Annotated in this window: 13 protein-coding genes; 11 read left to right on the forward strand and 2 right to left on the reverse strand. The window is 40.7% G+C overall.

Features of this window, described 5'->3' with window-relative positions; translation table 11 throughout:
* Positions 1-162 precede the first annotated feature (162 nt).
* The 11 genes from AHMF7616_RS22510 (at position 163) to AHMF7616_RS22560 (ending at position 9919) form a co-directional block, all read left to right on the forward strand.
* A complete protein-coding gene (locus tag AHMF7616_RS22510) occupies positions 163-399 on the forward strand; it encodes an AtpZ/AtpI family protein (protein ID WP_115374930.1) in 237 nt (78 codons plus the stop codon).
* Positions 400-587: 188 nt separating this feature from the next.
* A complete protein-coding gene (locus AHMF7616_RS22515) occupies positions 588-971 on the forward strand; it encodes a hypothetical protein (protein WP_115374931.1) in 384 nt (127 codons plus the stop codon).
* Between the two features lie 42 nt (positions 972-1013).
* Entirely contained in the window at positions 1014-2069 is a 1056-nt protein-coding gene (gene atpB / locus AHMF7616_RS22520; RefSeq protein WP_115374932.1) for a F0F1 ATP synthase subunit A, read from the forward strand.
* Positions 2070-2106: 37 nt separating this feature from the next.
* Positions 2107-2376, forward strand: a complete 270-nt coding sequence (gene atpE, locus AHMF7616_RS22525; RefSeq protein WP_115374933.1) for an ATP synthase F0 subunit C — start codon at positions 2107-2109, stop codon at positions 2374-2376.
* A 165-nt stretch (positions 2377-2541) separates the two neighbouring features.
* Positions 2542-3036 carry a F0F1 ATP synthase subunit B gene (locus tag AHMF7616_RS22530; RefSeq protein ID WP_115374934.1) on the forward strand — a complete coding sequence of 165 codons (495 nt, stop codon included), beginning with the start codon at positions 2542-2544 and terminating at the stop codon, positions 3034-3036.
* A gap of 80 nt (positions 3037-3116) precedes the next feature.
* Positions 3117-3677, forward strand: a complete 561-nt coding sequence (gene atpH / locus AHMF7616_RS22535) for an ATP synthase F1 subunit delta (RefSeq protein WP_115374935.1) — start codon at positions 3117-3119, stop codon at positions 3675-3677.
* A 2-nt stretch (positions 3678-3679) separates the two neighbouring features.
* Positions 3680-5260, forward strand: coding sequence for a F0F1 ATP synthase subunit alpha (gene atpA, locus AHMF7616_RS22540; protein WP_115374936.1), 1581 nt, complete (start codon positions 3680-3682; stop codon positions 5258-5260).
* 124 nt (positions 5261-5384) lie between these two features.
* Complete coding sequence (gene atpG, locus AHMF7616_RS22545) at positions 5385-6281, forward strand: ATP synthase F1 subunit gamma (protein WP_115374937.1); 897 nt, start codon at positions 5385-5387, stop codon at positions 6279-6281.
* A gap of 192 nt (positions 6282-6473) precedes the next feature.
* Positions 6474-8153, forward strand: a complete 1680-nt coding sequence (gene pafA / locus AHMF7616_RS22550) for an alkaline phosphatase PafA (protein WP_262511733.1) — start codon at positions 6474-6476, stop codon at positions 8151-8153.
* 108 nt (positions 8154-8261) lie between these two features.
* Complete coding sequence (locus AHMF7616_RS22555; protein WP_115374938.1) at positions 8262-8825, forward strand: inorganic diphosphatase; 564 nt, start codon at positions 8262-8264, stop codon at positions 8823-8825.
* Between the two features lie 224 nt (positions 8826-9049).
* The gene (locus tag AHMF7616_RS22560; protein WP_115374939.1) at positions 9050-9919 is read left to right on the forward strand and encodes a UbiA prenyltransferase family protein; all 870 of its coding nucleotides are present in this window, start codon (positions 9050-9052) and stop codon (positions 9917-9919) included.
* A gap of 32 nt (positions 9920-9951) precedes the next feature.
* Here the strand turns inward: AHMF7616_RS22560 and AHMF7616_RS22565 are convergent, their stop codons facing one another.
* Together AHMF7616_RS22565 and AHMF7616_RS22570 are read right to left on the reverse strand one after the other, a co-directional pair.
* A complete protein-coding gene (locus tag AHMF7616_RS22565) occupies positions 9952-11484 on the reverse strand; it encodes an NAD(P)H-hydrate dehydratase (RefSeq protein WP_115374940.1) in 1533 nt (510 codons plus the stop codon).
* A 109-nt stretch (positions 11485-11593) separates the two neighbouring features.
* Positions 11594-12796, reverse strand: coding sequence for an NADH-quinone oxidoreductase subunit D (locus AHMF7616_RS22570; RefSeq protein ID WP_115374941.1), 1203 nt, complete (start codon positions 12794-12796; stop codon positions 11594-11596).
* Positions 12797-12839 lie beyond the last annotated feature (43 nt).

Below are 12839 nucleotides of genomic sequence, written 5' to 3' on the forward strand. Positions count from 1 at the left end.
AATTATAAACGGAGGTAAAAATAGCTTTTTTTAAATTTTAATAGATGCAGAAGGTTCCACTTTTAACGGGCCAACAGTAGGAGGCACAACAACCGGACCGAGCCAGCAGTTTCCTGTAAAATAATAAAATTAAAAGGTACTTTTAATAAACTCTTTTCCAGTATGGCACCCGAAAACTTTAGTAATAATTCTGACGCAGAGAAAGGAAAACTGCAGTCGTATCTTAAATATTCTGGCTTGGCTTTTCAGATGCTTGTTGTGTTAGGATTAGCCGCTTACGGCGGAATGAAATTAGACGCTTATTTAGGCAATAAAAATCCGTGGTTTACTATTTTTTTCATGGTTCTGGGCGTAGTTGGCTCTGTTTATAAAATTATAATTTCGGTAATGAAACCATAAATAAGGCTCATTTGGGTATGCCGAAAAGATATGGCTAATACTGGTTTGGTTCCACCAAATCTAGTATAAATAGCATTATAAATATTTAAGTGAATACAGAATTAAGGCGCAGTAACTTATTTACCATTACCTTTGCCCTCCGATTTTTAAATTTTAGTACCTAAAGTCAATTCTATAGTTGAACAAATATGTCTTTCTTTAAAAGCTTAGTTTTAGTTTCTGTATTGCTGGGTTTAGTAGCTGGAATTTTAATTTATACGCAAGGCTACAACCTGATACATCCCTATTTCTGGTACATGCTCTTATTCTTTGTTTTTGTTACGGCATTTACTTACTATATTATTGCTTTGGGTAGCAAAAATGATCCGGGTAACTTTCAGATGTACTACTTTGGTTCTACTGCCTTTCGAGTTTTAATGTGCATGGGGGTAATTTTTATTTATATATATTTTGCTGCTGACCGGAAACTACAATTTACCCTGAATTTCTTTTTACTTTATTTTATATACACTGGGTTTGAAATTTATCACATTCTGACTAACTTGCGCCAAAATTCAAAAAAGCAATTATAACCTTTTTCGTGTAAATAAAGGTTTTTATATAAAAGTCTCTTGATGAAGAAGTTACTTGTTTTACTATTTTCGTTCTTTTCTTTTGTTACCATTGCTGCTGAGCCCGCGAACGAAGATGCTGCCTTTGATCCGGGCAGCATGATTACGCACCACATTAGTGATGAGCATAGTTGGGAATTCGCGCACGGAACTACCTTGCATTTGCCCGTTATTTTGTTCGGTAAAAATGGATTAGAAATATTTTCTTCGGGTAACTTCTATAACGAGCAGCATGAGTTAGTGCCTTATAAAGGTTACGTACTAGAGCACGGGCATATTTATTATGCTAACGAAGAAGGAGAACCTTTGACGGAAACTACTGCCGACGGTAAAGAAAAGCACGTTGGGCCGTTAGATTTCTCTATAACTAAAAACGTGGCTTCGTTATTTTTAAGCGTTGCTTTATTATTAATTATTTTCTTTACCATAGCGGGCCGTTATAAGTCTAATCGGGGCAAAGCTCCCCGGGGCATTCAATCTTTCTTTGAACCAATCATTTTGTTTGTCCGGGATGATATTGCTAAGCCAAATATTGGTCCGAAATACGAACGCTATGTGCCTTACTTACTCACCATATTCTTCTTTATCTGGTTTAATAACTTGTTAGGTTTAATGCCAGGTGGCGCTAACTTAACCGGTAACATTGCAGTTACTTTGGTACTGGCGGTATTTACTTTGCTTATTACCTTATTCAGCTCTAACAAAGCTTACTGGGCGCATATTTTTAATACTCCCGGCGTGCCTGCTGCATTATTACCCATTATGGTACCCATTGAGTTAGTTGGTATTTTAACAAAGCCCTTCTCTTTAATGGTCCGGTTATTTGCTAATATTACCGCTGGTCACATTATTATTCTAAGTTTATTTTCCCTCATATTTATTTTCAAAAGTTTTGCTCTTGGGCCGGTAAGTGTGGCTTTTGCCGTCTTCATGAACTTCCTGGAGTTGTTCGTGGCTCTATTGCAGGCCTATGTTTTTACCTTATTAACGTCTATGTATTTTGGTGGGGCTGTGGAAGAACATGACCACGCTGACGACATGGGGCATGGCGGACACTAAGTTTTTTTTATTTTTTTTCACTTTTTAATTTATAATTATGTTGTTAGCACTTTTGCTTCAAGTTGTGCAAGGCCTTTCTGAAGGTACAGGTTTAGCAATTATGGGTGCCGGTATCGGTGCTGGTTTAGTTGCTTTGGGTGCCGGTTTAGGTATCGGTAGAATTGGTGGCTCCGCCATGGAATCTATCGCCCGTCAGCCAGAAGCTACTGCTCGTATCCAAACCGCAATGATTATTGCGGCTGCTCTTATTGAAGGGGTAGCACTGTTTGGTGTGGTAGTTTGTCTGCTTATTTCATTCATAAGGTAGTTTATACCTTATGTTTTCAGCCGCCTGGCTTTAAGGGCATGCCTTCCTGACCAGGTGGCTGAAAATGGAATGATGAAGTAAGTTCGGCCATCTTGAATTATATACAAAAGGATAAAAGAATCTACCCTTTCGGGTTTACCTCATAATCTTAAAAATTACTACCTAATGGAATTGATTACCCCTGGTATAGGCCTCATCTTCTGGCAAACCATAACCTTTATTGTTGTTTTATTTTTGCTTTCAAAATTTGCCTGGCGCCCCATTATGGCTTCATTGCGCGAGCGGGAGCAATCCATTGAGTCGGCCTTAAGTATGGCCGAAAGAGCTAAGCTGGAGATGCAAGCCTTAAAAGCTGACAATGAAAAATTATTGCAGGAAGCTCGGGTAGAACGTGATCGGATTTTAAAAGAAGCTGTCGATAATGGCCGAGCCCTAATTGAAGATGCTAAGAACCGGGCTACCGCCGAAAGTAATCGCATTTTTACTCAAGCAAAAGCCGAAATTGAAAACGAGAAAAAATCCGCTTTGGCAGAAGTGAAGAATGTAGCCGCTACTGTTTCGATAGAAATAGCGGAGCGTATTTTAAGACATGAGCTTCGTGATACCGGATCGCAGCAAGCCTTAGTACAAGAATATTTAAAAGATGTAAAATTAAACTAGTTGTTCGTTGTTGTTTAGTTGTTAGAGATAATTAATAACTAACCAACCAACATCCAATAACTAACAACCAATAAAAAAATATGTCTGATGTTAGAGTTGCTTCCCGTTATGCCAAATCGTTGATTGAATTAGCGCAGGAAAGAGGTATTCTGGAGAATGTGTATCAGGATATGTTGCTTTTTACAAAAACAGTAACTGCTAGTCGCGACTTAGGTTTAATGCTGCGCAACCCTATTGTAAAGCACGATAAGAAGTTAGCCGTATTAAAAGCAATATTTACGGGCAAGGTAAATGATCTAACTTTATCGTTCTTTACCATTATAACGGAAAAAAACCGGGAAGCTGTTCTTAGTAGCGTAGCAACAGAATTTATAACCCAGTATAATTTGTTAAAAAAAATACAAAAAGCGCAGATTATCACGGCTACTCCACTTACTCCTGAATTACGAGCCGAGTTTAATCGCATGGTAATAAATCGGACTGGCATGGAAACGGTAGTTCTGGAAGAAAAAGTAGATCCGGCGTTAATCGGTGGCTTTGTTTTGCGGATTGGGGATGTACAGATTGATGATTCGGTTAGTACCAGCCTATTGCGCTTAAAAAATAAATTAAAAGATAATTCTTACACTAGTCAATTATAATCATGGCAGAAGTTAGACCTGATGAAGTATCAGCGATATTAAGAGAACAGTTATCCAATTTCAGAACCGAAGCCGAGTTAGAAGAAGTAGGAACTGTATTGCAGGTAGGGGATGGGGTAGCTCGCATCTACGGCTTGTCTAAAGCCCAATCGGGTGAATTGTTAGAATTTGAGAATGGTTTACAAGCGCTAGTTCTAAACTTAGAAGAAGATAACGTAGGAGCCGTAATGCTCGGTGACTACAGCGAAATAAAAGAAGGTGCTACTGTTAAACGCACCAATAAAATTGCCAGCATTCAAGTAGGTGATGCCATGGTAGGCCGGGTAGTAAATACTTTAGGTCTGCCAATTGATGGTAAAGGACCAATTGCTGGACCGTTGTACGATATGCCTTTGGAAAGAAAAGCTCCTGGGGTAATTTTCCGTCAGCCGGTAAACGAACCGATGCAAACCGGTATTAAGGCGATTGACTCCATGATTCCAATCGGACGGGGGCAGCGGGAATTAATCATTGGTGACCGTCAAACTGGAAAGTCCGCGGTTGCTATTGATACTATTATCAATCAAAAAGAATTTTATCAAAGAGGCGAGCCTGTTTTCTGTATTTATGTAGCTGTAGGGCAAAAAGCATCTACGGTAGCTCAGGTGGTAAATGCGTTAACGCAAGGTGGCGCTATGGATTACACGGTAGTGGTTTCTGCTGCTGCTTCTGATCCGGCCCCAATGCAGTTCTTTGCTCCTTTTACCGGCGCAGCTATTGGTGAGTTCTTCCGGGATACCGGTCGTCCGGCGTTAGTGGTATACGATGATTTATCTAAACAAGCGGTTGCTTACCGCGAAGTATCTTTATTGTTACGTCGTCCGCCAGGACGGGAAGCTTACCCTGGTGATGTATTTTATCTGCACTCTCGTTTGTTAGAACGGGCCGCAAAAATTAATGCTTCTGATGAGATTGCCCGGAACATGAACGATTTACCAGAATCGATTAAGCACTTGGTAAAAGGGGGTGGCTCTTTAACAGCATTGCCTTTAATTGAAACACAAGCTGGTGACGTTTCGGCGTATATTCCCACCAACGTAATCTCTATTACCGATGGCCAGATATTCCTGGAAACGAACTTGTTTAACTCGGGTATTCGTCCGGCCATTAACGTAGGGATTTCGGTATCGCGGGTAGGCGGAAATGCCCAAATTAAATCCATGAAAAAAGTAGCCGGTACATTAAAGCTGGATCAAGCGCAATTCCGGGAATTGGAAGCGTTTGCTAAATTTGGTTCAGACTTAGATGCATCTACTAAATTAACGATTGAACGCGGTCGCCGGAATTTGGAAGTGTTGAAACAAGCTCAGTTCTCTCCGGTGCCGGTTGCGCAGCAAGTAGCTATAATTTACTGCTGTACCAACGGTTTAATTGATGATGTGCCAGTAAACGAAGTAAGAAACTTTGAACAAGAGTTTCTGCGTAGCATGGAACTGAACCACCGGGATGCTTTAGACCTATTGCGTGCAGGTAAGTTAGAAGAAGGCGCCATTGGAGCCATTAAACAAGTTGCGAAAGAAGTTTCGGCGAGATACAAAAAATAATTTAAATTCAGTAGTTCGGCTCTGTAATACTGGAGTGGCAATTACTTAATTTACTAATAAGTTAGAGTCAGAGGGCAAAGTGCATATTAATGTAATTTCCCTTTTACATATCTAAAAACAATAAATGGCCAGTTTAAAAGAAGTACGAAGTCGAATTGTTTCGGTAACCTCCACCCAGCAAATTACCAAGGCAATGAAAATGGTGGCGGCGGCTAAATTACGGCGGGCGCAAGATAATATTATCCGAATGCGGCCTTACGCACAACGTTTAGGCAGCATTCTAGCGAATTTGTCTCGTTTAACGGATGATTCTACGTCTAACGTGTACGCCGAGCGACGGGAAATTAATCGGGTATTGGTGGTAGTTATTACTTCGGACCGAGGTTTGGCAGGAGCTTTTAACAGCAATGTTTTAAAAGCAGTTAACAGCTTAGTAAATGAGCAATATAGCCGCCAAATGGCAGCCGGTCAAGTAGATTTCTTAGCCATTGGCCGACGCGGACACGATTATTTATCTAAACGGGGATCTAAGTTAATAGGTAATTATACGCACGTTTTTGCGCAACTTTCGTTCGATACGGTTAGGGTAGCAGCTGAATACGCCATGAATGCTTTTCGGGCGGGCGAATACGATCAGGTTGATATTGTGTACAACGAATTTAAGAACGTAGCTACCCAAATTATCCGTACAGAGCAATTTTTGCCTATTCAGGAGCACGCACCTGTTGTATCGGCAACCAACACGACCACGAATACAGATTATATCTTTGAGCCGTCGAAAGAGCAGATTATTGCGGAATTAATTCCTAAATCGTTGAAGATACAATTCTATAAAGCAGTTCTGGAATCTAATGCTTCCGAACACGGGGCTCGAATGACCGCTATGGACAAAGCAACAGACAATGCAGGTGAATTGTTAAAACAATTAAAATTAACGTACAACCGTTCGCGCCAAGCGGCTATTACCACCGAAATCCTCGAGATTGTTGGCGGAGCAGAAGCGTTGGCTGCAAGCAGATAATTTTTGAATTTTTAAATCTTAAGTAAAAAGGCTCTTATTAGTAGGAGCCTTTTTACTTTAATCTGTTTTTAGGATTTTAACTGAGTTTATGCAATTGTTAAATGTTACATTAATCTATTGGGAATAATAAGTTGTAGTTTATTTTTGTACGCATTGTAAAATTAGATACTGGTTTTGTTCAAACAAATATTCGTGAAAAGATACATTTCATTTCCATATAGCAGCCTGCTTGGTTGCCTTCTGCTATTATCTACCGCCGTTTTTGCCCAAAAGAAAAGTAAAAAAGAAAACACTAGTGTACTAGCCAGGCCCAAATTAGTCGTGGGGATTGTGGTTGACCAGATGCGTTATGACTACTTGTACCGATATTGGGATAAGTATGGAGAAGGTGGTTTCAAAAGGTTGATGCAGCAAGGCTTTAATTTTAAAAATACGCATTATAACTACGTACCAACCGCTACGGCACCAGGTCATACTTCTATTTATACTGGAACAACTCCGGGAAGACACGGAATAATTGGCAATAACTGGTACGTTCGCGAAACTGGTAAATCTATCTACTGTACCGACGATTTAACGGTAAAAGGAGTAGGCACTACTGCGGACGCTGGTAAAATGTCTCCGGCCAATATGCTGGCTACCACTATTACGGATGAACTGAAACTCGCAACGAATCAACAAGCAAAAGTAATTGGCGTTTGCATTAAAGACCGGGGATCCATATTGCCAGCGGGGCATGCGGCTAATGCTGCTTACTGGTACGATTCGGAGGTAAAAGGCTTTATATCCAGTACTTTTTACATGACCCAATTACCAGCCTGGGTGCAGCAATTCAATAACCGGAACTTACCTAATACTTATTTAAAAAATCCCTGGACAACGCTTTTGCCAGTAGCTCAATATACCGAAAGTACGCCCGACGATAATAATTTTGAAAATACCTTTGTAGGCGAAGACCGCCCAGTTTTCCCCCACAACTTACCAGAACTTCAAGCAAAAAACCCGGATATCTTCCGCACAACTCCGTTTGGGAATACCTACACCAAAGATTTTGCCATTGAAACTTTAAAGGCCGAAAAGATGGGTCAGGGAAATTTCACTGATTTTTTAGCACTAAGTTTCTCCAGTACAGATTATGTTGGTCATCATTTCGGGCCAAACTCGATTGAGGTAGAAGATACGTACCTTCGGTTAGATAAAGACTTAGCCGATTTTCTTCAATTCTTAGATTCGTATATCGGAAAAGATAACGTATTAATTTTTCTGACGGCCGATCATGCCGCCGCTAATAATGTAGCGTATTTGAATTCGTTAAGAATACCCGCTGATAGTGAAGCACCCAAAAATACACAGGATTCCTTAAAGCAATATTTAAACACGCAGTATGGGGTGGGCAATTGGGTAGAGGCGTACATTAACCAGCAAGTGTATTTAAATCATAAGCTTATAAAAAGTAAGAAAATTAATTTACCCGAAATACAGCAAAAAGTAGCCGACTATCTGTTACAGTTTAATAGCGTTCAGCGGACTATAACGGCCACTACGCTCATGCAATCGAACTGGGCCAGTGGGTTAATCAGTTTTGTGGCGAATGGCTATTTCCCAAAACGGTCTGGCGACGTAATGGTAACTCTACAACCTGGTTGGATAGAAGGCTATTCTGGTAGATTAACCAAGGGAACTACGCACGGCACATCGGGCAATTATGACACGCATGTGCCCTTATTGTGGTACGGCTGGAAGGTAAAGCCCGGTGAATCGGCTCACCCAGCCAGTATTACGGATATTGCTCCTACGGTGGCCTATGCCTTATCTATTCAGGAACCAAATGCATGTTCCGGGCAGCCATTGCAGGAAGTTTTACGTTATTAGAACGAAACATTCAATTATTGGAAGATATTATAACAGATAGTGTCGCAGTTCGGGATAAATCGTATTTTTGTGTGATTTATTTTAATAAAATCATTATTGATATTTTAAATGACAAGAAAAAATAACCCCTGGCACAGTGTGAAGTTTGGCGAGAACGCGCCAGAAGTAGTTACTGGTATTATTGAAATACCAAAAGGTTCTAAAGCAAAATATGAATTAGATAAAGACAGTGGTTTATTAAAATTAGACCGCGTTTTGTTTTCATCGGTTCATTATCCGGCTAATTACGGGTTCATTCCGCAAACGTATTGCGATGATAGTGACCCGCTGGATATCTTAGTAATTTGCTCTATTGATGTACATCCGATGTGTATTATCGAAGCCAAAGTAATTGGGGTAATGCAGATGATTGATAACAACGAAGAGGATGACAAAATCATTGCCGTGGCTAAGAATGATATGTCCGTAAATCACATTAGTGATATCTCGCAATTGCCCCCGCATACTTTATTAGAAATCCGTCGCTTTTTTGAGGATTATAAAAAACTCGAAAACAAAGAAGTAGTGGTAGAACAGTTTTTAGGTAGAGAGCAGGCTTACGAAATTATTAACAAAAGCATTGAGTTATATAATACTACTTTCCGGAATAAACCTGAATTAACCGAAAGATAATTACGTGATAGGAACGAGTTTCCTGAGTGTAATTAAAAAGCTAAAAAGTTTTACAGAAAACCGGCTATTTTTCAATAGCCGGTTTTTTAGTTTACTAGGTTACAGGCGTTAATTCTAATACTAAAGTAATTGCAGTACCAAATAGTATTAAATTGCAGAGCAACACGATAAGTGAAACTGCTTTCCGTAATTATAAAATTTAAAAAATCTACTTATTACTATCATTGAGGGTACTTTCTTTTTTCCGGATTATAGGACGGGGTATTTTGTTCAGCAATTTGTTTATTGCAACCTGTGCTTTCGGATTAGTATGCCAAACTTATTTATTATTACATTTACCCGTTAGGTATTGGCAAGCTTGTTTAGCTTTTCTGGCTACCTTTTTTATCTACAACTTGGATGGATTGCTGCCTTATAAGTTTAATCAGAATGTAATAGTATCGGAGCGCAAAGTTTGGTTAATGAACAACCGAAGCGTTTTGTTATTTTCGATTGGTCTCGCGGCTATAATGGCTGTATTCTTGTTTATCCGCTACGGCCAGCCGCATTATTTTTGGCTTATTGGGCACTTAGTAGCTATTTCATTCTTTTACTCCTGGCGCATTATCCCGCAAAAAAATGGAGTTTCTATTCCGTTGCGCAACATACCTTTATTAAAAATTTTTTTAATTGCTTATGTCTGGAGTTGCGTTACGGTAATTCTGCCGTTACTAGCTTTAGCTGTGGATAATTTTCTATTATCTACCAACGTAGGTATATTATTTATGCGACGTTTTACTTTTTTGTTTGCTTTAACCTTAGTATTTGATATCCGAGATTATAAAAAAGACAAGATTACCCATACGCTTACTTTCCCGGGTTTGGTGGGCGTATTTTCAACGAAAGTTTTTGCTTCGCTGTTACTGCTGGTATTTGCCGTTCTCACCTGGTATTCCGAAAGTGGTTCCGCCTTAATACATCTGGAGCTATCGGCCGGATTGGCTTTATTAGTGGTATGGTTTAGTACGGAAAACCGGAGCGACTATTATTTTTTAATTTTTGCCGATGGCATGATGCTGGTTCAATCAATATTAGTATTAATGGCAACTCACTAAGTCAGCTTATTCTTACTGGTAACACCCAAAATTTAAAATTTTTTCTTTTTGTGATCGTATGATTGTACTTCTAAAAAAGCTTTACCTAAATACGATACCATGTCGGAAGCAAGAAGTGCTTGTTCGCCTATCTCGGCTTTCACTAAATCACCGGCCAGGCCGTGCAAGTAAACGCCCACAATGCAAGATTCTAATGGAGAATAATGTTGTGCTACCAAAGCAGTTATAATACCGGTAAGTACATCGCCGGTACCGCCGGTAGCCATGCCGGGATTTCCAGTACTGTTAAAGTAAAAAGTACCGACCGGAGTGCCAATACACGTATGCGCCCCTTTTAAAACAACATAACAACTATGTTCCTGGCAAAACTCTTTCAACAACTCCAGCCGGTGATAATCATTTTGAGCAATGCCCGCTAAACGTTCAAACTCTTTAGGATGTGGCGTTAGGATACTATCCGGCGGAATAGATTTTTTTAAATTTTCGTCTTCCGAGATGATATTGAGAGCATCCGCATCTATTACCAGAGGTGCTTTCGTAGTTTCGAGTAATTGTTTTACTAACTGGTGCGTAGCGGAGGCTTTTCCTAAGCCTGGGCCAATTCCAATAGCATTGTACGTGCTTATATCCGGTAATTGCGACGTATACTGCTCCTTGGGGTCGGTTACTGTCATGGCTTCGGGTACAGCGGTTTGCAAAATAAAATACCCCGCCGATGGGCAATATACGGTAAGCAATCCCACTCCGCTTCGTAAACAGGCCCGCGACGAAAGTACCGTGGCCCCCATTTTACCATAACTGCCGCTAATTAACAAAGCATGACCAAAAGAGCCTTTATGTCCGTACTTTGGCCGGGGTTTTAAAATAGCAGCAGCCACATCCGGAGAAATATAAAAGTAGGAGGATGGCGCTTGCGAAATAAATTTAACACTTAATCCAATAGGTACTACCGTCCATTCACCTACATATAAGGCCTTGCTTGGTAAAAGAAATGCTAGCTTGGGTAACTCAAACGATAAAGTAAAATCAGCTTCAATAATAATATCTTCAGGTGCATTAGGTGCATCAGCAAATAAGCCCGTCGGCATATCCACGGCAATTACTGTAGCCAGGCTCTGGTTAATGTATTGTACCAAATCTGTTATAAACCCGGATAACGGACGATTAAGACCCGTACCAAACAAAGTATCTAACACCAGGGCATTCGCTGGAATTTCTGGAAAGTCGCTGGCCTGTTGCAGGTGTTTTCTGACAATTTCTTCCGGCAAACGGTTTAAATTAGCCTTGAAATCAGGTGCATAAGAGCCATTAGTGGATAAGATAAAAACCTGCACATTGTAGTTATGCTGATGCAGAAGCCGGGCTATTGCCAAGCCATCACCCCCGTTATTACCCGGACCACAAAAGATTAAAACGGGTCGGCCGGTTTTAGAAGTAAACTTATCTTCGAACCACGCTAGAAACGCTTTTACAGCCCGTTCCATTAGTTCCAGCGAAGTTATATTTTCCTGCTCAGCAGTATAAGCATCGGCGAGGCGTGTCTGAGCGGCTGTAAGAATCTTCATTTACCTATTTTGATAATCGGTTTATAACGGAACTAAACGTTTTGCTTTGAGTTGCTATGAAGCTTTTTTTTCTAAAAAATTTAAAAAATTGGTAGCAACACAAGCTAAATTACCGGTCTAGCTCTCCCAGTACAATATCAACAGATCCCACAATCGCAATTAAATCGGCAACCATACAACCTTTAGCAATTTCGGGTAGCACCGATAAGTTAGAGAAGCAAGGCGACCGGCCTTTGCACCGAAACGGAATATCTGATTTACCGGTTGTCCGGAAGTAGTAACCTAACTCGCCCCGCGGCGTTTCGGCCCGAAAATAAAATTCCTGTTCTTTGGGCCGGATCTTTTTCGGGCACATTGCTTGTGGATCAAAGTCGGGCGAACGCTTGCAATCGGTGGTTAAGCGGTGTAAGCATTGTTTAATAATTTTAAGTGATTCCCGCATTTCCTGGGCCCGTACATAATTGCGATCCCAGCAATCTCCGGTGGTGCCTACCAAGCCTTGTCCTATTGGTATGTCAAATTCTAACTCCGGGTAAACCGAATAACCATCGACCCGGCGTAAATCAAACTTTAACCCCGAGGAGCGCAGCATAGGACCGGAGCAACCATAATTAATAGCCACATCCAAGGGTAAAACGCCCACATGAGCGGTGCGATCAATAAATATTTTATTATTAATTAAAATTTGATCTAATTCCTCTAATTTGGGAATAAAGTAATTTACAAATTCAAGGCAGCGATCTTCAAACCCGATGGGCAAATCGTAGTATAAACCGCCAATCCAGATGTAATTATACAACATGCGGGAGCCCGAAGTCCATTCGAGTAAGCGTTGAATATGTTCGCGGTCGCGGAGCAGCCATAAAAAAGGCGTAAATGCCCCAATGTCAATGGCATAGGTGCCAATAGCTACCAAATGTGAGGCGATGCGGTTTAACTCGGCTACCAATACCCGAATGTATTCGACGCGTTTCGGTAACTGACCCGTTAATCCCAGCATTTTTTCTACGCCCATGCACCACACGTGTTCCGAGTTCATAGCTGCCAGGTAGTCCATGCGATCGACGTAAGGCAAAGTTTGATTATATGCCAACGACTCGGCGTGTTTTTCAAAACAGCGATGCAAGTAGCCTATATGCGGTACTACATCCACTACTATTTCGCCGTCTGTAATTAATTCGAGCCGCAAAACGCCGTGCGTGGCCGGGTGTTGCGGCCCCATATTCAAGAGCATCTCGCCGGCTTTTAAGTCAGAAATGGCAAATTTATTAGGTTCAGCCTGCAGTAGATATTCCGTATAGCGAGTTGTCATTATTTAGTTGATAGTCGATAGTCCACAGTCGATAGTCCACAGT

The sequence above is a fragment of the Adhaeribacter pallidiroseus genome (genome assembly GCF_003340495.1).
Classification (GTDB): domain Bacteria; phylum Bacteroidota; class Bacteroidia; order Cytophagales; family Hymenobacteraceae; genus Adhaeribacter; species Adhaeribacter pallidiroseus.

Bases quoted from the DNA above. Each gene is read 5' to 3' on its own strand.
- atpH (WP_115374935.1), top strand. From the start codon at position 3,117: ATGTCTGATGTTAGAGTTGCTTCCCGTTATGCCAAATCGTTGATTGAA.
- AHMF7616_RS22555 (WP_115374938.1), top strand. From the start codon at position 8,262: ATGACAAGAAAAAATAACCCCTGGCACAGTGTGAAGTTTGGCGAGAAC.
- AHMF7616_RS22530 (WP_115374934.1), top strand. From the start codon at position 2,542: ATGGAATTGATTACCCCTGGTATAGGCCTCATCTTCTGGCAAACCATA.
- AHMF7616_RS22510 (WP_115374930.1), top strand. From the start codon at position 163: ATGGCACCCGAAAACTTTAGTAATAATTCTGACGCAGAGAAAGGAAAA.
- atpA (WP_115374936.1), top strand. From the start codon at position 3,680: ATGGCAGAAGTTAGACCTGATGAAGTATCAGCGATATTAAGAGAACAG.
- AHMF7616_RS22570 (WP_115374941.1), bottom strand. From the start codon at position 12,796: ATGACAACTCGCTATACGGAATATCTACTGCAGGCTGAACCTAATAAA.
- atpB (WP_115374932.1), top strand. From the start codon at position 1,014: ATGAAGAAGTTACTTGTTTTACTATTTTCGTTCTTTTCTTTTGTTACC.
- atpG (WP_115374937.1), top strand. From the start codon at position 5,385: ATGGCCAGTTTAAAAGAAGTACGAAGTCGAATTGTTTCGGTAACCTCC.
- AHMF7616_RS22565 (WP_115374940.1), bottom strand. From the start codon at position 11,484: ATGAAGATTCTTACAGCCGCTCAGACACGCCTCGCCGATGCTTATACT.
- atpE (WP_115374933.1), top strand. From the start codon at position 2,107: ATGTTGTTAGCACTTTTGCTTCAAGTTGTGCAAGGCCTTTCTGAAGGT.
- AHMF7616_RS22515 (WP_115374931.1), top strand. From the start codon at position 588: ATGTCTTTCTTTAAAAGCTTAGTTTTAGTTTCTGTATTGCTGGGTTTA.